17 protein-coding genes and 2 tRNA genes are annotated in these 19758 nt (G+C 57.2%); 1 reads left to right on the forward strand and 18 read right to left on the reverse strand.

Features of this window, described 5'->3' with window-relative positions; translation table 11 throughout:
* Window positions 1-25: 25 nt before the first annotated feature.
* The 10 genes from nusA to rlmE all read right to left on the reverse strand — a co-directional run bounded on the left by nusA (window position 26) and on the right by rlmE (window position 8620).
* Window positions 26-1507 (reverse strand): transcription termination factor NusA, encoded by a 1482-nt coding sequence (gene nusA / locus LVW35_RS24430; RefSeq protein WP_233892378.1) that lies wholly within the window; start codon window positions 1505-1507, stop codon window positions 26-28.
* Window positions 1508-1554: 47 nt separating this feature from the next.
* Complete coding sequence (gene rimP, locus LVW35_RS24435; RefSeq protein ID WP_003235029.1) at window positions 1555-2013, reverse strand: ribosome maturation factor RimP; 459 nt, start codon at window positions 2011-2013, stop codon at window positions 1555-1557.
* A 140-nt stretch (window positions 2014-2153) separates the two neighbouring features.
* Window positions 2154-2230 (reverse strand) — tRNA-Met (locus tag LVW35_RS24440).
* A 96-nt stretch (window positions 2231-2326) separates the two neighbouring features.
* A tRNA-Leu gene (locus LVW35_RS24445) sits at window positions 2327-2412 on the reverse strand.
* A 22-nt stretch (window positions 2413-2434) separates the two neighbouring features.
* On the reverse strand, window positions 2435-2818 hold the full coding sequence (gene secG / locus LVW35_RS24450; RefSeq protein WP_003194191.1) for a preprotein translocase subunit SecG: 384 nt from the start codon (window positions 2816-2818) through the stop codon (window positions 2435-2437).
* Between the two features lie 4 nt (window positions 2819-2822).
* Window positions 2823-3578: a triose-phosphate isomerase gene (tpiA, locus tag LVW35_RS24455; protein WP_003194193.1), complete on the reverse strand. Its 756-nt coding sequence runs from the start codon at window positions 3576-3578 to the stop codon at window positions 2823-2825.
* Between the two features lie 66 nt (window positions 3579-3644).
* Entirely contained in the window at window positions 3645-4982 is a 1338-nt protein-coding gene (glmM, locus tag LVW35_RS24460) for a phosphoglucosamine mutase (RefSeq protein ID WP_233892379.1), read from the reverse strand.
* Between the two features lie 16 nt (window positions 4983-4998).
* The gene (folP, locus tag LVW35_RS24465; protein WP_233892380.1) at window positions 4999-5850 is read right to left on the reverse strand and encodes a dihydropteroate synthase; all 852 of its coding nucleotides are present in this window, start codon (window positions 5848-5850) and stop codon (window positions 4999-5001) included.
* A gap of 8 nt (window positions 5851-5858) precedes the next feature.
* Complete coding sequence (gene ftsH / locus LVW35_RS24470) at window positions 5859-7769, reverse strand: ATP-dependent zinc metalloprotease FtsH (protein WP_233892381.1); 1911 nt, start codon at window positions 7767-7769, stop codon at window positions 5859-5861.
* A gap of 200 nt (window positions 7770-7969) precedes the next feature.
* The gene (rlmE, locus tag LVW35_RS24475; protein ID WP_233892382.1) at window positions 7970-8620 is read right to left on the reverse strand and encodes a 23S rRNA (uridine(2552)-2'-O)-methyltransferase RlmE; all 651 of its coding nucleotides are present in this window, start codon (window positions 8618-8620) and stop codon (window positions 7970-7972) included.
* A 106-nt stretch (window positions 8621-8726) separates the two neighbouring features.
* On the opposite strand from rlmE, the gene LVW35_RS24480 reads away from it, so the two are divergent.
* Entirely contained in the window at window positions 8727-9035 is a 309-nt protein-coding gene (locus LVW35_RS24480; protein ID WP_049711487.1) for a YhbY family RNA-binding protein, read from the forward strand.
* A 20-nt stretch (window positions 9036-9055) separates the two neighbouring features.
* On the opposite strand, the gene LVW35_RS24485 is transcribed toward LVW35_RS24480, so the two are convergent.
* The 8 genes from LVW35_RS24485 to grpE all read right to left on the reverse strand — a co-directional run bounded on the left by LVW35_RS24485 (window position 9056) and on the right by grpE (window position 19524).
* A complete protein-coding gene (locus LVW35_RS24485) occupies window positions 9056-9460 on the reverse strand; it encodes an MFS transporter (protein ID WP_233892383.1) in 405 nt (134 codons plus the stop codon).
* A gap of 28 nt (window positions 9461-9488) precedes the next feature.
* Window positions 9489-9965, reverse strand: a complete 477-nt coding sequence (gene greA, locus LVW35_RS24490; protein ID WP_060752268.1) for a transcription elongation factor GreA — start codon at window positions 9963-9965, stop codon at window positions 9489-9491.
* Window positions 9962-13183: a carbamoyl-phosphate synthase large subunit gene (gene carB, locus LVW35_RS24495; protein WP_233892384.1), complete on the reverse strand. Its 3222-nt coding sequence runs from the start codon at window positions 13181-13183 to the stop codon at window positions 9962-9964. The genes greA and carB overlap by 4 nt, the downstream gene beginning before the upstream one ends.
* A gap of 105 nt (window positions 13184-13288) precedes the next feature.
* The gene (carA, locus tag LVW35_RS24500) at window positions 13289-14425 is read right to left on the reverse strand and encodes a glutamine-hydrolyzing carbamoyl-phosphate synthase small subunit (protein ID WP_071489993.1); all 1137 of its coding nucleotides are present in this window, start codon (window positions 14423-14425) and stop codon (window positions 13289-13291) included.
* Window positions 14426-14683: 258 nt separating this feature from the next.
* Complete coding sequence (gene dapB, locus LVW35_RS24505; protein WP_233892385.1) at window positions 14684-15490, reverse strand: 4-hydroxy-tetrahydrodipicolinate reductase; 807 nt, start codon at window positions 15488-15490, stop codon at window positions 14684-14686.
* A 10-nt stretch (window positions 15491-15500) separates the two neighbouring features.
* Window positions 15501-16625 (reverse strand): molecular chaperone DnaJ, encoded by a 1125-nt coding sequence (gene dnaJ, locus LVW35_RS24510; RefSeq protein WP_016976814.1) that lies wholly within the window; start codon window positions 16623-16625, stop codon window positions 15501-15503.
* A gap of 318 nt (window positions 16626-16943) precedes the next feature.
* On the reverse strand, window positions 16944-18860 hold the full coding sequence (gene dnaK, locus LVW35_RS24515; RefSeq protein ID WP_233892386.1) for a molecular chaperone DnaK: 1917 nt from the start codon (window positions 18858-18860) through the stop codon (window positions 16944-16946).
* A 103-nt stretch (window positions 18861-18963) separates the two neighbouring features.
* Entirely contained in the window at window positions 18964-19524 is a 561-nt protein-coding gene (gene grpE, locus LVW35_RS24520) for a nucleotide exchange factor GrpE (protein ID WP_233892387.1), read from the reverse strand.
* Window positions 19525-19758: the final 234 nt, after the last annotated feature.

A 19758-nucleotide genomic window follows, 5' to 3' on the forward strand; every position in this document is an offset into this window, starting at 1 on the left:
ACTTCTCTCCTCAGGCCGCGCCTAGTTACTCGAACCAATGGGCTCGGGCGGCCATGATCAACTTGCCGGCACGATCATCGTCAATGCCGTCGATGTCGAGCAGATCGTCAATAGACTGCTCGGCCAGGTCTTCGCGGGTAATTACGCCGCGCACCGCCAGTTCCATCGCCAAATCCTTGTCCATACCCTCAAGCGAGAGCAGGTCTTCGGCCGGATGGGCGTCTGCCAGCTTTTCCTCAGTAGCGATGGCTTTAGTCAACAAACGATCCTTGGCCCGAGCGCGAAGCTCGTTGACGGTGTCTTCGTCAAAGCCGTCGATGTTGAGCATTTCTTCCAACGGTACGTAGGCAATCTCTTCCAGGCTGGTGAAGCCTTCATCTACCAGCACCTGTGCCAGATCTTCATCGACTTCCAACTCTTCGATGAAGTTGCGCAGGATGTCACCGGTTTCAGCTTGCTGCTTAGCCTGGATGTCCGATTCGGTCATCACGTTCAGGGTCCAACCGGTCAACTGGCTGGCCAGACGCACGTTCTGACCACCACGACCAATGGCCTGAGCCAGATTGTCTGCGCCAACGGCGATGTCCATTGCATGGGCATCTTCGTCAACGATAATTGCCGCCACTTCAGCCGGCGACATGGCATTGATCACGAACTGCGCCGGGTTATCGTCCCACAGGACGATGTCCACACGCTCACCGCCCAATTCGCCCGACACGGCCTGGACGCGCGAACCGCGCATACCGATGCAAGCGCCTTGCGGGTCGATGCGTTTGTCCTTGGAGCGGACCGCGATCTTGGCGCGCGAACCCGGGTCGCGGGACGCCGCCATGACTTCAATCAGGCCTTCGGCGATTTCCGGCACTTCGATACGGAACAGCTCGATCAGCATTTCCGGCGCGGTACGCGACAGGATCAGCTGAGGGCCGCGGTTCTCGGTGCGGATTTCCTTGAGCAGCGCGCGCAGGCGCACGCCGACACGGAAGGTTTCGCGAGAGATGATGTCTTCGCGAGCCAGCAACGCTTCAGCGTTGTTGCCCAGGTCAACGATCACGTTGTCGCGGGTGACTTTTTTCACGGTGCCGGAGATGATCTCGCCCAGGCGTTCGCGATAAGCGTCAACGACTTGAGCGCGCTCGGCTTCGCGAACCTTCTGCACAATGACCTGTTTGGCGGTCTGTGCAGCAATGCGGCCGAATTCGATCGATTCGATCTTTTCTTCGACGACATCACCTACGTTGGCGCCAGGGTGCGTTTCGGCAACCTTGCTCGGCCAGGTTTCGATGGCCGGATCATCAAGATCGGCTTCTTCGACGACCGTCCAACGACGGAAAGTCTCATAGGCACCGGTGTGGCGGTTGATTTCCACACGCAGATCAACTTCGTCTTCAAAACGCTTTTTGGTAGCAGTGGCCAGGGCCAGCTCCAGCGCTTCAAAAATCACGTTTGCCGGTACGCCCTTTTCATTGGATACCGACTCAACAACCAGCAGTACTTCTTTGCTCATCGTACGCCTCGCCTTTCGCAAGCCATTGGATCCGCGGGATCCGCGTCTCAGTCAAAACTGGGAATAATGTTGGCCTTGTCGATCATATCGATCGGCAACAGGAACTCATGGTCTTCTACCTGCACCACGACATCCTGTTCTTCTACACCGCGCAGAAGGCCCTGAAAGTTGCGTCGCCCTTCGAAGGGAGAACGCAGCTTGATCTTCACTTGTTCACCGGCAAATTTTGCAAACTGATCAATAGTGAACAGTGGGCGTTCCATGCCTGGCGAGGAAACTTCGAGGGTGTATTCAACGGAGATCGGATCTTCAACATCCAGCACACCGCTGATCTGACGGCTGACAATGGCACAATCGTCCACCAGCACGCCGCCCTCTTTATCGATATAAACACGCAACATTGAGTGGCGACCTTGAGCCGAAAACTCAATACCCCAGCATTCATAGCCTAGGGCCACGACCACCGGGGCCAACAAGGCCTGCAACTCTTCTAGCTTGCTCGACACCTGAACCCCCTCGTGCATGTATGTGCATGCTGTGCAAAATAAAAAAATGGGCGAAACGCCCATCCTTGAAACGCCGTCGAACAGCGGCGTTGAAAGTGTCCAGCTAACAAAAAGCCCCTTAAAAGGGGCTCCGCTAAAACTGGTTGCGGGGGCCGGATTTGAACCGACGACCTTCGGGTTATGAGCCCGACGAGCTACCAGACTGCTCCACCCCGCGACAAAGCTGGGGCGGAAGTATACGACCGATCCCTTGCAGGGTCAATGTAACCTTCCACCTACAAGAAAGCCCGCAACAGCGGGCTCTCCTGACAATTGGTACCGAGAAGGGGACTCGAACCCCTACACCCTATGGGCACAACCACCTCAAGGTTGCGTGTCTACCAATTCCACCACCTCGGCAATACAGCGCTTACAACCCTTCTTACTTCTGCTCTTGAGCTGGAGGTACGTCAGTCGCTGGAGTAGCCGACTTTTGCTCTTGAAGCACCGGGACATCATCAGAAGCCGGTTTTGCTTTTGGTACTTCCAACACTGCTGGATTTGGGAGACCTACCTGAGTCAGCACATGAGCCTTCTCTTTAGCAAAGTAACCTAACCCCAAGCTGGTTATGAAGAAACCGGCGGCAAGTATAGCAGTAAACTTACTAAGAAAGGTAGAGGAACCTTGGCTTCCGAACACAGTATTTGAAGCACCTGCACCGAAAGACGCACCAGCATCCGCACCTTTACCCTGTTGCAGCAAAACCAGAGCAACTACGCTCAGAGCAGCCAACAGATGAAAAACGACTACGACTGTTTCCAGCATTTTTTCAGTTTCCCGCGGCGCGACAGATCGCACCGAACTCATCTGCATTCAGGGAAGCTCCACCAATGAGCCCCCCATCGATATCCGGCATGCCGAACAGTTCGACCGCATTGGCCGCCTTCACGCTGCCGCCGTATAGAAGACGCACACCTTGTGCGACTTCAGAATTCTCTGCCGCCAACTGCGCGCGGATGGCTGCATGCACATCCTGCGCCTGTTGCGGTGTAGCAGTCAGCCCGGTACCAATGGCCCAGACCGGCTCGTAAGCAATCACTGCCTTTGCAAACGCACCAACCCCCAGCTCCTCGATGATGCTGCCCAACTGACGCGAGACAACTTCAAGAGTCTTGCCCGATTCGCGCTGCTCCAGAGTCTCCCCTATGCACAACACTGGAATCAGGCCGCAAGCCTGTGCCGCTGCGAACTTGCGATTGAGTGTCCCGTCACGCTCGCCCATCATCTGGCGGCGCTCGGAGTGCCCGACAAGCACATAGGAACAACCCGCATCAACCAACTGACTCGGCGAAATCTCACCGGTCAACGCACCTTGCATCGGCTCCACCGCAGAATTCTGCGCGCCGACCTGGATCGACTTACCTTTCAAGCCATCAACCACCTGGTTGATATGCAAGCAAGGCGGAAAAACCGCAACATCAACACCGCTAGGCAAGGCCAAGTGACGAAGGCCATTGATCAGCTCAGCGACACTGGCGCGGGTACCGTGCATCTTCCAGTTACCAGCTACCATAGTGCGACGCATGCTGTACCTCGTCGGTCAAAGTGGGCGCAGATGTTACCCAACCATCTCATCACTGGCAAGCCGAATTCAGGCGCAAACTTCAGTTACCAGTTTTGCCAGGTCTTCGGCATGACCGCGAACCTGTGTTTCGTCTTCACCTTCGACCATGACACGCACCAGAGGCTCTGTGCCGGACTTGCGCAACAGCACTCGACCACGACCCGCCATCGCCAGAGTCACACGATCGCACGCCTCTTTGACAGCGGGGTGCTCGATCGGATTATCGCCGCCGGCAAAACGCACATTGAGCAGCACTTGCGGACATTTGCGCAGGGCCTGGCGCGCCTGGGCAAGGCTCTCTTCGCGACGACGCAAGGAAAGCAGAACCTGCAACGCAGCAATGATCGCATCGCCAGTCGTAGTGTGCTGGAAGCAGACAACATGCCCGGAGTTTTCGCCACCCACCTGCCAGTTACGCTCAAGCAACTCAGCGATCACATAACGGTCACCGACATTGGCGCGCACGAACGGGATACCCAAATCCGCCAAGGCCAATTCAAGACCCAGATTACTCATCAGCGTACCGACAACACCACCTTGCAGCTTGTTACGCTCATGCATATCGCGCGCAATGATGAACAAGAGATCGTCACCATCAACAATGGCACCGGTATGATCCACCATGAGAACACGGTCACCATCGCCGTCAAACGCAATACCCAGGTCCGCATGCTCGGCGAGGACGGCCGCCTGCAACTGCTCCATATGGGTGGAGCCACAGTTTTCGTTGATATTCAAACCATTAGGCTGGGCCGACAGCACCGTCACGTCAGCACCCAACTCCTTGAACACGCTAGGCGCGACTTTATAGGTCGCACCATGGGCGCAGTCGACCACAATCTTCAGGCCGGCGAAATTGGTACTGCTCGGCACACTGCTCTTGCAGAACTCGATATAACGGCCGGATGCGTCATTGATACGCGAAACTTTGCCAAGCTTGCTGGACTCAACCACCGTCATCGGCGCATCCAGCAGCTCTTCGATCATCAACTCGATCTCGTCGGGCAGCTTGGTGCCCTGGCCCGAGAAGAACTTGATGCCGTTGTCATCATGAGGGTTATGCGAAGCACTGATCACGATACCGGCTTCAGCGTGAAAGGTACGCGTCAGGTAAGCGATCGCTGGCGTCGGCATGGGCCCCAGCAGCATGACATCAGCCCCCGCGGCAGACAGACCCGCCTCCAGTGCGGACTCAAACATGTAGCCCGAAATTCGGGTGTCTTTACCCACCAGGATACGGCAAGCCCCCATGCTGCGGAACGCCATGCCAGCCGCCCAACCCAGCTTGAGCATGAAATCAGGAGTAATCGGAAATTCGCCGACCCGACCACGGATACCGTCGGTGCCAAAGTATTTTTTAGTCATAAGTGCTCCATCATTCTTATTCGGCTGATTCTACAGCGGCAATCATACGCACTACATCTATGGTCTCGGCGACATCATGCACACGCAAGATACGCGCACCCTTGGTCACCGCCAGCGCCGCCAGCGCAAGACCGCCATACAGCCGTTCACCCACCGGACGATTCAAGGCCAGCCCTATCATGCTCTTGCGCGAAACGCCGACCAATAGGGGGCGACCCAGGGCATGCAGGGCTTCCATATGCTTGAACAGGCTTAGATTGTGCTGCAGGGTCTTAGCAAAGCCGAAGCCGGGATCGAGGATGATTTTTTCCTCAGCAATGCCGGCGGCAGCACACTGAGCGACCCGCTCAGCAAGAAAACCGCTTACTTCGCCGACAAGATCATCATAGTGAGGGCTGTCCTGCATGTTGCCGGGCTCACCCAGCATGTGCATCAGGCACACTGGCAAACCGGTTGCCGCAGCCGCATCAAGGGCGCCGTCACGCTGAAGGGAGCGCACATCGTTGATCAGTCCCGCCCCAAGGCGTGCAGTTTCGCGCATCACGGCAGGCGTCGAGGTATCAACCGAGATGATCACATCCAGCTCACGCGCAATACGTTCGACGATCGGCGCCACCCTCTCCAGCTCCTCCAACGGAGAAACGATGCGAGCACCAGGCCGAGTCGACTCACCACCGACGTCAATCAGGGTCGCTCCCGCCATAACCATGGCTTCAGCATGACGCAATGCCGCATCAAGCTGGCTGAAGCGGCCGCCATCGGAAAAGGAGTCGGGAGTTACATTAAGGATGCCCATAACATGCATATGGGCCAAATCAAGAACCCGATTGCCGCAAGGCAACCGGGTGGAGGACAACACAGAAGTCATTTCAAACCTTAGACGTCAGCTGCAGGGCCGCCGATCGGGGTTTCAGGGCGTTCGTTCTGAACCACAGGCGGAGTGCCAGAGGTGCCCGAACCGCCTTCCCAATCACGTGGCTCACGAGGCGTACGACCGGCCATGATGTCGTCGATCTGGTCGGCGTCGATGGTCTCATACTTCATCAGCGCATCCGCCATGGCATCCAGCTTGTCGCGGTTATCCGTCAGGATCTGCTTGGCCGTGCCGTAGCACTGGTCAATGATGCTGCGCACTTCGGAGTCGATCAGCTTGGCCGTCTCCCCGGAGAAGCTGGCATTTTGACCGCCACCGCCACGCCCCAGAAACACTTCACCTTCTTCTTCGGCATACATCAGCGGGCCGAGCTTTTCCGACAACCCCCACTTGGTCACCATGTTCCGTGCAATCTGGCTGGCACGCATGATGTCGTTGGAAGCACCAGTGGTGACACCGTCAAAGCCAAGGGTCATTTCTTCAGCGATCCGGCCCCCGTACAGCGAGCAGATCTGGCTGATCAGCGCACGCTTGGAGAGGCTGTAACGGTCCTCTTCCGGCAGGAACATCGTAACCCCCAGCGCCCGACCACGAGGAATGATCGACACCTTGTAGACCGGGTCGTGCTCAGGCACAACGCGACCGACAATGGCGTGACCGGCTTCGTGATAAGCGGTGTTCTGCTTCTCTTTCTCGGACATGACCATGGATTTGCGCTCGGCGCCCATCATGATCTTGTCTTTCGCCAGTTCGAACTCTTTCATTTCAACGATGCGCTTGCCGGTACGGGCAGCAAACAACGAGGCCTCATTGACCAGGTTGGCCAGGTCAGCACCGGAGAAGCCAGGCGTACCACGGGCAATCACGGCCGGGGCCACGTCGTCCCCCATGGGGACTTTGCGCATGTGTACTTTGAGAATCTGCTCGCGACCACGGATATCCGGCAGCCCCACCACGACCTGACGGTCGAAACGGCCTGGACGCAGCAACGCGGGGTCCAATACGTCCGGACGGTTGGTTGCAGCGATGACGATGATGCCGTCATTCATTTCAAAGCCATCCATCTCAACCAGCAACTGGTTAAGGGTCTGCTCACGCTCATCATGACCACCGCCCATGCCAGCACCACGATGCCGACCAACGGCGTCGATTTCATCGATGAAGATGATGCATGGCGCGTGCTTCTTGGCCTGCTCGAACATATCGCGAACACGGCTGGCGCCAACACCGACGAACATTTCGACGAAGTCAGAACCGGAAATGGTGAAGAAAGGCACCTTGGCTTCGCCGGCAATCGCCTTGGCCAGCAAGGTTTTACCGGTACCCGGAGGACCGACCATCAATACACCGCGAGGAATACGGCCACCCAGACGCTGGAACTTGCCCGGGTCACGCAGGAACTCGACCAGTTCGCCGACTTCCTCCTTGGCTTCGTCGCAACCGGCAACGTCAGCCAGTGTGGTTTTCACCTGATCTTCAGAGAGCAGGCGCGCCTTGCTCTTGCCAAAGCTCATCGGCCCGCCCTTGCCCCCTGCACCACCTTGCATCTGGCGCATGAAGAACATGAACACGGCGATAATCACCAAAATCGGGAAGCTGGCCACCAAGAGTTGAGTCCAGATACTCTGCTGCTCAGGCTGCTTGCCTTCAACGACCACCTTGTTATCCACCAGGTCGCCGATCAAGCCATTGTCCTGAATCGCCGGACGAATAGTCTTGAAGCTGTCGCCATCGTTGCGCTTGCCGGTGATCACATAGCCATCAACCGCTACGCGCTCGACCTTGCCATCCTTAACTTGCTGGATGAAGTCGGAATAGTTGAGGGTCTGCGGCTCGTTAGGGCTGGAGAAGTTGTTCATCACCGTCACCAGGACAGCCGCGATGATCAACCACAGGATCAGATTCTTTGCCATATCGTTCAATTAACTACCCTCTGAAGCAAGCTCCGCTACTGGCGCGCGCTTCGCATGATATTCACCGGCCTAACTTACTACATTACCTACAACTCTGGCAGGCGCCGTCTGTAACCCTTTGTGAAACTTTGACTACACAATATTCGTAAAGCTTCGTGACGAAAGCGATATAAAAAAACCTATCGCCCCCCTCAAATTCTTCAAAAACGCTCTTCACTCGTAGCGCCTTCAACACCGCGGAAACCGCGGCACAGCAAGTACTGCTCCCGAGACCTGTCCCGGGAGGAATCAGGCTTACGCGTCTGCACCTTGTCGAACAATTTCCGGATATTCTTGTGGTACTCGTCAAAACCCTCGCCCTGGAAGACTTTCACCAGAAAATCACCACCAGGGCGCAGAACTCGACCCGCCAAATCCAGCGCCAGTTCACAAAGGAACATCGCGCGCGGCATATCAACGGCCGGCAATCCACTCATATTGGGGGCCATGTCGGAAATCACAAGGTCTACCTGCGAATTTCCCACAGCTTCAAGGATTTGTCCGAGCACCGCGTCCTCGGTGAAGTCCCCATGAACAAAGGTCACATCCGGGATACTGTCCATTTCCAGAATGTCGGAAGCGATTAAGCGGCCCTGCCCACCAATCAGACGACTGGTCACCTGAGACCACCCACCAGGGGCTGCCCCCAGATCAATAACGCTCATTCCCGGACGGATTAATTTATCCTTTTCCTGAATCTCCAACAGCTTGTAGCTGGCCCGGGAACGGTAGCCGTCCTTTTGCGCCTTTTTGACGTAAGGATCGTTGAAATGTTCTTGAAGCCACTTAAGGCTGGTTTTGGAACGGGCCACGGGCCACCTCGAAAAATAAAACGGGTCGTGATTAACTGGGCGGTCCCGGACTCGCTCGGGTAAACTGGCCGCCGCTTTTTACAAGATCAGACGCAGGGGTCAGATTATGCCGCTCACTCAAGAGCAGAAGAAACAGTACAAATCCATTGGCCACCATCTGAAACCAGTTCTGATTGTGGCAGATAACGGTTTGACTGAAGGTGTGTTAGCCGAATTCGAACGCGCACTGAACGATCATGAACTGATCAAGATCAAGGTCAACATCCTTGACCGCGAAGCGCGCCTGGCCGCCATTGCAGAACTGTGCAAGGTAGGCAAAGCAGACCTGGTCCAGGTCATCGGCAAGATGGCGCTGCTGTATCGCAAGAACTTCAGCGCCAACAAGCAACTGTCGAACGTACACCGCTTCAAGTAGCTTTTAAATTACAAAAAGGGTCACGGGCGTGCTTCGCGCGCCCCGCCACTCCATCCCGGTGCAGGCTGTAAAACCAGCACCAGGCCGGAGAACCCTAGCACAAGATAGCTGAATAGCTGCCAGCGCAACGCTTCCGGCAACCAGACATGCACCATGCAAAACATTGCGCACGCATACAGCGCCATCAACAGCAGTTGCCCGCGAATATCCCGCCACAAACTCCCCAAGCCCTCGGCCTTGACCAGTACCAACGCCTGGAGCGTCACGCACGCTGCCGCAAAACCCACCAGCAGCGCACTGAGTAGTCCATCGATCTCGTCGATCAGTAGCGGTGCCAGGCCAATGAGGCCCAGCGCCGGAAGCACACCGATGTGCAACAACCACAGGCCGCCCACCCAAAGCATCTGAGAGAGTTGCCAAAGCATGGCGCCCGCACGAAGCGGGCGCCGTTTTTCAGATGTGACGAACTTCGACAATCTCGTACTCGATCACGCCACTCGGCGTCTTCACAGCGACCACATCGCCCTCTTCCTTGGCAATCAAGGCACGGGCAATCGGGGACCCCACAGAGATCTTGCCTTGCTTGATGTCGGCCTCGTCCTCTCCCACGATGTGGTAAGTCACGCTTTCATCGGTCTCGACATTGGCGATTTCGACGGTCGTACCGAAGATCACCTTCCCAGTATGAGGAATAGTGGTCACATCGATGACCACCGAGTTCTGCAGGCGGCCTTCGATATCACGGATTCGCGCCTCGACCATACCTTGCTGCTCGCGGGCAGCGTGGTATTCGGCGTTCTCCTTCAAGTCACCCAGCTCGCGGGCCGTACCGATGTCCTGGCTCAGCTTTGGACGTACGACCTTGGTCAGGTGGGCGTGCTCCTCTTCCAGGGCCTTGAAGCCCTGGACGGTCATTGGGTATTTGGTCATGCCTTCAATCCTGCGTGTAGATCCTGCAAGCGACGCACGGTCTTTTCCGGACCGAACTTGAGCGCTTCGCAGATGGCTTCGCCAGCAGCAATAGTGGTGGTGCAGTAGATCTTGTGCTGCAAGGCATTACGACGAATGGAGTAGGAGTCCGCGATCGACTGGCGACCTTCGGTGGTGTTGATGATCAGGGTAACTTCGTCATTCTTGATCATGTCGACCACGTGCGGACGGCCTTCCGTCACCTTGTTCACGCGACGTACCTTCAAGCCGGCAGCCTCGATCAGCTTGGCGGTCCCGGCGGTAGCCACGACTTCAAAACCCAAGTTGATCAGATCACGGGCCACGCCTGCAACCAGTGGCTTGTCGTCATCACGCACGCTGATGAACGCAGTACCGCCGGTCGGCAGCACTTCGCTGGCTCCCATCTGGGCTTTGGCAAAGGCTTCACCAAAGGTATCACCCACACCCATCACTTCACCGGTGGACTTCATCTCTGGGCCCAGGATCGGGTCCACGCCAGGGAATTTGGCGAATGGGAACACCGCCTCTTTCACACTGTAGAAGTTCGGAATGATTTCCTGGGTGAAGCCGATTTCTTTGAGGGTCTTACCCGCCATCACGCGAGCAGCGATCATGGCCAGGGACACACCGATGCACTTGGAAACAAAAGGCACGGTACGCGAAGCGCGCGGGTTGACTTCGATGACGTAGATGTCTTCACCTTGCAGCGCCAACTGTACGTTCATCAGACCGACCACGCCCAGTTCCAGGGCCATTTTCTTGACTTGTTCGCGCATCTCGTCCTGGATGTGCGCCGGCAGCGAGTACGGCGGCAGCGAGCATGCGGAGTCACCGGAGTGAACGCCAGCCTGCTCGATGTGCTGCATGATCGCGCCGATAACCACATCAGTGCCGTCACAAACAGCGTCCACGTCCATTTCGATGGCGCAGTTGAGGAAGTGGTCCAGCAGCACCGGGCTGTCATTGGACACTTTCACCGCATCACGCAGATAACGCTTGAGTTCTTCTTCTTCGTAGACGATTTCCATCGCACGACCGCCCAGCACATAGGACGGACGCACCACAAGCGGATAGCCGATCTTGCTGGCTGCGCGAATGGCTTCGTCTTCGCTGCGCACGGTGGCGTTCGGCGGCTGACGCAGGTTCAGGCGCTCAACCATTTGCTGGAAGCGCTCACGGTCTTCCGCACGGTCAATGGCGTCCGGGCTGGTGCCGATGATAGGCACGCCAGCCGCTTCCAGAGCACGCGCCAGTTTCAGCGGGGTCTGGCCGCCGTACTGGACGATCACGCCTTTTGGCTTCTCGACGCGGCAGATCTCTAGCACGTCTTCCAGGGTCACCGGCTCAAAGTAAAGACGGTCGGAAGTGTCGTAGTCAGTGGAAACGGTTTCCGGGTTGCAGTTGACCATGATGGTCTCGTACCCATCTTCGCGCAGGGCGAGAGCGGCGTGTACGCAGCAGTAGTCGAACTCGATACCCTGGCCAATACGGTTTGGACCGCCGCCCAGGATTATGATCTTGTCGCGACCCGACGGCGCGGCTTCGCACTCTTCCTCGTAAGTGGAGTACAGGTACGCGGTGTCGGTGGCGAACTCGGCCGCGCAGGTGTCAACGCGCTTGTAGACCGGGAAAATATCCAGCTTGTGACGATGCGTGCGCAGATTCTTCTCGGTCACACCCAGCAGCTTGGCCAGACGCTGGTCGGAGAAGCCTTTGCGCTTGAGGCGGAACATCATGTCGCGGTCGATGCTGGCCAGACCCAGGGTCTTGACCTTCTCTTCTTCCTTGATCAGATCTTCGATCTGTACCAGGAACCACGGGTCGATCATGTTCATGCCGAAGATGTCTTCGACGGTCATACCGGCGCGGAAAGCGTCAGCCACGTACCAGATGCGCTCGGCGCCCGGGACGGTCAGCTCGCGCTTGAGCACGCTCATGCTTTCCGGGTTGCCCAGGTCGAGCTTTTCGTCCAGACCGCAAACCCCCACTTCCAGGCCGCGCAGGGCTTTCTGCAGGGATTCCTGGAAGGTCCGGCCGATGGCCATGACTTCACCCACGGATTTCATCTGGGTGGTCAGGCGAGCGTCGGCCTTGGCGAATTTCTCGAAGGCAAAGCGTGGCAGCTTGGTCACGACGTAGTCGATCGACGGCTCAAATGACGCCGGCGTAGCGCCACCAGTGATTTCGTTTTGCAACTCGTCCAGGGTGTAACCGATCGCCAGCTTGGCAGCGATGCGCGCAATCGGGAAGCCGGTAGCCTTCGATGCCAGCGCCGAAGAACGCGATACACGCGGGTTCATCTCGATCACGACCATGCGGCCAGTGTTCGGACAGATACCGAACTGAACGTTGGAACCGCCGGTTTCAACGCCGATCTCACGCAGTACCGCCAGCGAGGCGTTACGCATGATCTGGTATTCCTTGTCCGTCAGCGTCTGCGCCGGAGCAACCGTGATCGAATCACCGGTGTGCACGCCCATCGGGTCGAAGTTTTCGATCGAGCAGACGATGATGCAGTTGTCCTTTTTGTCGCGGACAACCTCCATCTCATACTCTTTCCAGCCGATCAGGGATTCGTCAATCAGCAGCTCTTTGGTCGGCGACAGGTCCAGGCCACGGGCGCAGATTTCTTCGAACTCTTCACGGTTATAAGCGATACCGCCACCGGTGCCACCCATAGTGAAGGACGGACGGATGATGCACGGGAAGCCCAGCTTTTCGAGAACCGCATTGGCCTCTTCCATGCTGTGAGCAATACCGGATCGCGGGCAGTCAAGGCCAATGGACTTCATGGCCTTGTCGAAGCGCGAACGGTCTTCAGCCTTGTCGATGGTGTCGGCGTTGGCGCCGATCATCTCTACGCCGAACTTCTCCAAAACGCCTTCGCGCTCCAGGTCCAAGGCGCAATTCAGTGCGGTCTGGCCACCCATGGTCGGCAGCAGCGCATCCGGACGCTCTTTCTCGATGATCTTGGCAACGGTCTGCCACTTGATCGGCTCGATGTAGGTGGCGTCGGCCATGTCCGGGTCGGTCATGATGGTGGCCGGATTGGAGTTCACCAGGATGACGCGGTAACCCTCTTCGCGCAGGGCTTTACAGGCCTGGGCGCCGGAGTAGTCGAATTCGCAGGCCTGGCCGATCACAATCGGGCCAGCGCCGAGAATCAGGATGCTTTGTATGTCTGTACGTTTTGGCATGGGTTTGTCACTCAAATCCGCAGGTCAGTCGGCAAGCCGTCTTGAACATTCTTTGAAGAGCCTGCGGGGGCCGCCGAAGTCCGGGGCCGCCCGCTGGCCGCTCAGTCAGCGTCGCTTGGCCATCTCATTGATGAAACGGTCGAACAGCGGCGCTACGTCGTTCGGGCCCGGGCTGGCTTCAGGGTGGCCCTGGAAGCTGAACGCGCTCTTGTCGGTGCGTTCGATGCCTTGCAGGGAACCGTCGAACAGCGACTTGTGAATCGCGCGCACGTTGCTCGGCAGGGTGGCTTCATCTACCGCAAAGCCGTGGTTTTGGCTGGTGATCATCACAACGCCAGTATCAAGGTCTTGTACCGGGTGGTTGGCACCGTGGTGACCATGGCCCATTTTCAGGGTCTTGGCGCCGGAGGCCAGGGCCAGCAGTTGATGACCGAGACAGATGCCGAATACCGGAATCTCGGTTTCAAGTACTTCCTTGATCGCCTGGATGGCGTAGTCGCAAGGCTCAGGGTCACCCGGGCCGTTGGACAGGAACACACCGTCCGGTTGCAGCGCAAGCACGTCGCTGGCCGGGGTTTGCGCCGGCACCACGGTCACACGGCAACCGCGCTCGACCAGCATGCGCAGGATGTTGTATTTGACGCCGTAGTCGTAGGCCACGACGTGGTAGGGCAGGTCAGCGGCTTCGATAGTTGCATGGCTGTCGGTCTTCAAGTCCCAGACAGTGGAGCGCCATTCGTACTTCTCTTTGACGCTGACGACTTTCGCCAGGTCCATGCCCTTCAGGCCTGGGAAGCCTTGCGCTGCGGCAATCGCCGCCTCTTCGGAGATATTGTCACCGACCATGATGCAGCCGTTCTGCGAGCCTTTTTCACGCAGGATGCGCGTGAGGCGGCGCGTATCGATCCCGGCGATCGCCACAACATTGTTGGCTTTCAGGTAGTCGGACAGTGACATCGTGTTACGCCAGTTGCTCGCAACCAGTGGCAGATCACGAATCACCAGACCGGCCGACCAGACACGATCAGACTCGACATCTTCCGGTGTAGTACCGGTGTTGCCGATGTGCGGATAGGTCAGGGTAACGATCTGTTGGGCGTAGGAAGGATCGGTAAGGATTTCCTGATAGCCGGTCATGGCAGTGTTAAACACTACCTCTCCAACGGTCTGACCGTCGGCTCCAATGGCTTCGCCGCGAAAAATGCTGCCATCAGCAAGGGCGAGTATGGCTGGCTTAGTCAAGAAGACCTCCCGTAAATAAAGCCTGAAAGGGCGATCGCAGGTGTAAAAAAGCGGAGTGACGTATGGACACGTCACTCCGCTTATTCACTGAATTATTCTGCGCGCTTTTAGTGAACACACTAAAGCTGTAGCTTACAGAAAAAGGCTTTTTTGGTCCACCGCTATTGAGCCTTAAAGGCAGGGGAATGCGACAGGACGTCGCTTAGCGGGTCAAAACGGGGCCCAAGCATAAGCTTGAGGCCCTGTTTTAGCTACTGATCAGTGCAGATCCAGTACATCGCGCATGTCGTACAGACCCGGCTCGCGACCTTCCAACCAGAGCGCAGCACGTACCGCACCCTTGGCAAAAGTCATGCGACTGGAGGCTTTATGCGTGATTTCCAGGCGCTCACCCTCTGTGGCGAACAGCACAGTGTGATCGCCCACCACGTCACCGCCGCGCACGGTCGCAAAACCTATGGTGTCACGCGCACGCGCACCGGTATGGCCTTCACGGCCGTACACCGCGACTTTTGACAAGTCGCGGCCCAGCGCATCGGCAATCGCTTCACCCATGCGCAACGCGGTGCCCGACGGCGCGTCGATCTTGTGGCGGTGGTGGGTCTCGATGATCTCGATATCCGCTTCATCACCCAGCACACGCGCTGCCAGGTCCAGCAGCTTGAGCGACAGATTCACGCCAACACTGAAGTTGGCGGCGAAGACGATGGGAATATCCTTGCCCGCCTCCACCAGCAACTGCTTCTGCTCCGCCGTCAAACCGGTAGTACCGATCACCATGGCCTTGCCCGCCTTGCGGCAGAAGGCCAGATTTTTCAGCATCACCTCTGGCAGGGTGAAATCGATCAGCACATCGAACTCGTCCGCCACCTGCTCCAGGTTGCCGGACAACGAAACACCGATGCGCCCCAACGAGGCGAGCTCACCCGCATCCGCACCAATCAACGTGCTGCCAGGGCGAACGATCGCAGCGGTCAGCCCGGAGGCCGGCGAGCGCTGCTGCACCGCCTCGACCAGCGTCTTGCCCATGCGCCCGGCAGCGCCCATTACGGCTATACGTCGCATACTCAGTTCCTTACAGGTCGCCGAAGAAGCGCTTCACGCCATCGAAAAAGCCCGCGGTTTTCGGCGAGTGAGAGTCATCACCTTCCATTGAGCTGCGGAACTCTTCAAGCAGTTCACGCTGACGGCGATTCAGGTTGACCGGAGTCTCTACCGCCACGCGACACATCAGGTCGCCAGCACCGCCACCGCGCACTGGCGCAACGCCTTTGCCACGGATACGGAACTGCTTGCCGGTCTGGGTGCCTTCAGGAATCTTGAGTTTGACCCGACCATCGAGGGTTGGAATCTCAAGCTCGCCGCCCAGTGCCGCATCAACAAAGCTGATCGGCACCTCGCAGAACAGGTGCTTACCGTCACGCTGGAAGATCGAGTGCTCGCGCACATTGATCACCACGTACAGGTCACCCGTAGGGCCACCCTGGGTCCCCGCCTCGCCCTCGCCCGACAGACGAATGCGATCACCAGTGTCCACGCCCGCCGGCACTTTCACCGAAAGGGTTTTGTACTCTTCGACACGCCCTTCGCCGTGGCAGGAATCGCACGGATCAGAAATGATCTTGCCCTGGCCATGGCAACGCGGGCAGGTCTGTTGCACCGAGAAGAAGCCCTGTTGCATACGGACCTGACCGATACCGCCACAGGTTGGGCAGGTGATCGGCGAGGAGCCTTTCTTGGCACCCGAACCATCGCACGGTTTGCAGTTGACCAGCGTCGGCACGCGGATGTTGACGCTGGTGCCGCGCACGGCTTCTTCCAGGTTCAATTCCAGGGTGTAGCGCAAATCGCTGCCACGTTGGGCGCCGCCACGCTGACCACCCCGGCCACCGCCGAAAAAGTCGCTGAATACGTCACCGAAAATGTCGGAGAAGTTCTGACCGCCAAAGCCGGCACCACCGCCCCCCATGCTCGGGTCGACGCCAGCGTGGCCATACTGGTCGTAGGCCGCACGCTTGTTGGGATCAGACAGGCATTCGTAGGCCTCATTGGCCTCTTTGAACATCTCTTCGGATTCTTTGCTATCCGGATTACGGTCCGGGTGATGCTTCATCGCCAGGCGACGGTAGGCCTTCTTCAGGTCCGCCTCGCTGGAACCGCGCTCCACACCCAATACTTCGTAATAGTCACGCTTTGCCATAAGTCTTTGCACTCTTAAGGACGTTCAGCCAGGCCCTCCTGAGCCTCGCCAAACTCGTTGAGCCCCAATACAGGCCCGGACCCAACTCACGTCAATTCAACGATCCTGGTCATTACTACTTTTTAGCCAGGGAGCCGGCCAAAAATGCGGTATTTACTGCTCGGAAAGCAGGAGCATTCCCGATCACACCGCCAGCATCCGTACGCTGTCGCATGCTGTAAAAATTCGCATACCCCAGACACGCCAACGCGGGAGCAAGCTCCCGCGCGGCGACATCCTACCAGTCACCGCTTGATAGCGGTCAACCGGGCGACCAACTTACTTCTGGTCTTTGACTTCTTCGAACTCGGCATCGACAACGTCGTCGTGCTTGGCTTCAGGCTCTGCCTGTTGCGCAGCACCGTCAGTTGGCTGACCTTGTTCGGCGTACATTTTCTGAGCGACTGGCGCGGAGACTTTCGACAGCTCTTCGATCTTGGCTTCGATAGCAGCCTTGTCGTCGCCCTTGACGGCGGCTTCCAGGGCAACTACAGCGGCTTCGATTGCGGCCTTCTCTTCAGCAGTCACTTTATCGCCAGCATCAGCGACCATTTTGCGTGTCGAGTGAACCAGTGCATCACCCTGGTTACGGGCGCCAGCCAGTTCAGCAAACTTGGCGTCCGCATCAGCGTTGGCTTCCGCATCACGGATCATCTGTTGAATTTCTTCATCAGACAGACCGGAGTTGGCCTTGATGGTGATCTTCTGTTCTTTGCCAGTCGCCTTGTCTTTCGCGCCGACGTGCAGAATGCCGTTGGCGTCGATGTCAAAGGTCACTTCGATTTGTGGCACGCCACGTGGTGCTGGTGGAATCTCGGACAGGTCGAACTTGCCCAGGGACTTGTTCTGAGCAGCCTGCTTACGCTCACCTTGCAGCACGTGAATGGTTACAGCGCCTTGGTTATCGTCAGCAGTCGAGAACACTTGCGATTTCTTGGTAGGAATCGTGGTGTTTTTCTCGATCAGCGCAGTCATCACGCCGCCCATGGTTTCGATACCCAGGGTCAGCGGGCTCACGTCCAGCAGCAGAACGTCTTTCACGTCGCCGGCCAATACCGCGCCCTGGATGGCAGCACCCATGGCAACCGCTTCGTCCGGGTTCACGTCTTTACGTGCTTCCTTGCCGAAGAACTCGGTTACTTTCTGCTGAACCAGTGGCATACGGGTCTGACCGCCCACCAGGATCACGTCGTTGATGGAACCAACGTCGATACCGGCATCTTTCAGCGCGGTGCGGCAAGGTTCGATGGTGCGTTGAACCAGGTCTTCAACCAGAGCTTCCAACTTGGCACGAGAAACCTTCACGTTCAAGTGCTTAGGACCGGTGGCATCTGCAGTGATGTATGGCAGGTTCACATCGGTCGAGTTGCTGGAAGACAGCTCGATCTTGGCTTTTTCAGCGGCTTCTTTCAGGCGCTGCATCGCCAGCGGATCACCCTTGAGGTTCATGCCGCTTTCTTTCTTGAATTCGTCGACGAGGTAGTCGATCAGACGAATGTCAAAGTCTTCACCACCCAGGAAGGTGTCACCATTGGTGGCCAACACTTCGAACTGGTGCTCGCCGTCAACTTCAGCGATCTCGATGACCGAGACGTCGAAAGTACCGCCACCCAGGTCATAAACGATCACGGTGTGGTCGCCTTTGGCCTTGTCCATGCCGTAAGCCAGAGCAGCTGCGGTGGGTTCGTTGATGATACGTTTTACGTCCAGACCCGCGATGCGGCCGGCGTCTTTGGTCGCCTGGCGCTGGCTGTCGTTGAAGTAGGCCGGAACGGTAATCACCGCTTCGGTCACTGCTTCGCCGAGATAGTCTTCGGCAGTCTTCTTCATCTTTTTCAAGACTTCAGCCGAGATCTGCGGTGCAGACATCTTATTGCCATTTACCTCAACCCAGGCGTCACCGTTGTCAGCCTTGGCGATTTTGTAAGGCACCATCTTGATGTCTTTCTGCACGACTTCTTCGTCGAACTTACGACCGATCAGACGCTTTACCGCGTACAGAGTGTTGTGCGGGTTGGTGACAGCCTGGCGCTTTGCCGACTGACCGACGAGGATCTCGCCATCATTTGCGTAAGCAATGATCGACGGCGTGGTACGCGCGCCTTCGGCGTTTTCGATTACTTTGGCTTTGCCGTTTTCCATGACGGAGACACAGGAGTTGGTGGTCCCCAGGTCAATACCGATAATTTTGCCCATGATTTACTCTCCCGAAACTTGAATTTGGTTGCCGCAGCAGTGGTGGCCAACTGCGGTAGCACTTAATCGCTTGACTTAATAGATGGGGGCTTTGCAGCGTATTTCAAGCCTGCTCATCAATAGAAGGCGAAACCGGTGCAGGCGCCTTGCTCACCACGACCATCGCCGGGCGCAGCAAGCGACCATTGAGCAGATAACCCTTCTGGAACGTTTTGAGCACGCTGTTCGGCTCCAGGTCATGGCTATCCTGCATGGCCATGGCTTGGTGATGCTCAGCGTTGAACGGCTCTCCGCCTTGTGGATCGATCGCCTCCAACTGATAACGCTTCAGGGTGTCCTGGAACATTTTCAGGGTCAGCTCGATCCCTTCGCGCATCGGGCGGATGTTTTCGTCGTCCGGGTTGGACAATTCAAGGCCACGCTCCAGGCTGTCGATGATCGGCAGCAAGTCATTGGCAAATTTTTCCAGCGCGAATTTGTGAGCCTTCTCTACATCCTGCTCGGCACGGCGGCGGACGTTCTGCAGATCAGCGGCAACACGCAAAGATTGGTCCTGCGCAGCGGCCAATTGCTCTTCGAGCACTTGCACGCGAGTTGTCAGCTCATCGCCGACAGCCGAATTGGCGTCTGGAGTTTGCGTATCCTGCGTCTGTTCGTCAGCCATAGTTTTCTCCTTTCAAAATCATGCGCGAACTCGACTCGCGCTTCTGTTCGGGTATATGGGGCCACAATTTCCAGGTTCAAGGGCGCAGGCGTTACCAAAAACCTTTCGACTGACCTACATCACTTCCTGCGTGGTCATTCCGGTTTGCGCTAAAAAACATGCCATTTCAAGCAAATCGAGCTAAGCACCAGGATTGTCAGCCCCAAACAAAACACTGTATAAATAACCAGACCT

The sequence above is a fragment of the Pseudomonas sp. HN11 genome, from assembly GCF_021390155.1.
GTDB lineage: Bacteria > Pseudomonadota > Gammaproteobacteria > Pseudomonadales > Pseudomonadaceae > Aquipseudomonas.

What these genes read in the sequence shown, in the direction of transcription:
- carB (WP_233892384.1), bottom strand. Translation starts at nt 13,183, where the DNA reads ATGCCAAAACGTACAGACATACAAAGCATCCTGATTCTCGGCGCTGGC.
- nusA (WP_233892378.1), bottom strand. Translation starts at nt 1,507, where the DNA reads ATGAGCAAAGAAGTACTGCTGGTTGTTGAGTCGGTATCCAATGAAAAG.
- dnaJ (WP_016976814.1), bottom strand. Translation starts at nt 16,625, where the DNA reads ATGGCAAAGCGTGACTATTACGAAGTATTGGGTGTGGAGCGCGGTTCC.
- secG (WP_003194191.1), bottom strand. Translation starts at nt 2,818, where the DNA reads ATGCTGGAAACAGTCGTAGTCGTTTTTCATCTGTTGGCTGCTCTGAGC.
- glmM (WP_233892379.1), bottom strand. Translation starts at nt 4,982, where the DNA reads ATGACTAAAAAATACTTTGGCACCGACGGTATCCGTGGTCGGGTCGGC.
- dnaK (WP_233892386.1), bottom strand. Translation starts at nt 18,860, where the DNA reads ATGGGCAAAATTATCGGTATTGACCTGGGGACCACCAACTCCTGTGTC.
- grpE (WP_233892387.1), bottom strand. Translation starts at nt 19,524, where the DNA reads ATGGCTGACGAACAGACGCAGGATACGCAAACTCCAGACGCCAATTCG.
- LVW35_RS24485 (WP_233892383.1), bottom strand. Translation starts at nt 9,460, where the DNA reads ATGCTTTGGCAACTCTCTCAGATGCTTTGGGTGGGCGGCCTGTGGTTG.
- dapB (WP_233892385.1), bottom strand. Translation starts at nt 15,490, where the DNA reads ATGCGACGTATAGCCGTAATGGGCGCTGCCGGGCGCATGGGCAAGACG.
- greA (WP_060752268.1), bottom strand. Translation starts at nt 9,965, where the DNA reads ATGACCAAATACCCAATGACCGTCCAGGGCTTCAAGGCCCTGGAAGAG.
- ftsH (WP_233892381.1), bottom strand. Translation starts at nt 7,769, where the DNA reads ATGGCAAAGAATCTGATCCTGTGGTTGATCATCGCGGCTGTCCTGGTG.
- LVW35_RS24480 (WP_049711487.1), top strand. Translation starts at nt 8,727, where the DNA reads ATGCCGCTCACTCAAGAGCAGAAGAAACAGTACAAATCCATTGGCCAC.
- folP (WP_233892380.1), bottom strand. Translation starts at nt 5,850, where the DNA reads ATGACTTCTGTGTTGTCCTCCACCCGGTTGCCTTGCGGCAATCGGGTT.
- tpiA (WP_003194193.1), bottom strand. Translation starts at nt 3,578, where the DNA reads ATGCGTCGCACTATGGTAGCTGGTAACTGGAAGATGCACGGTACCCGC.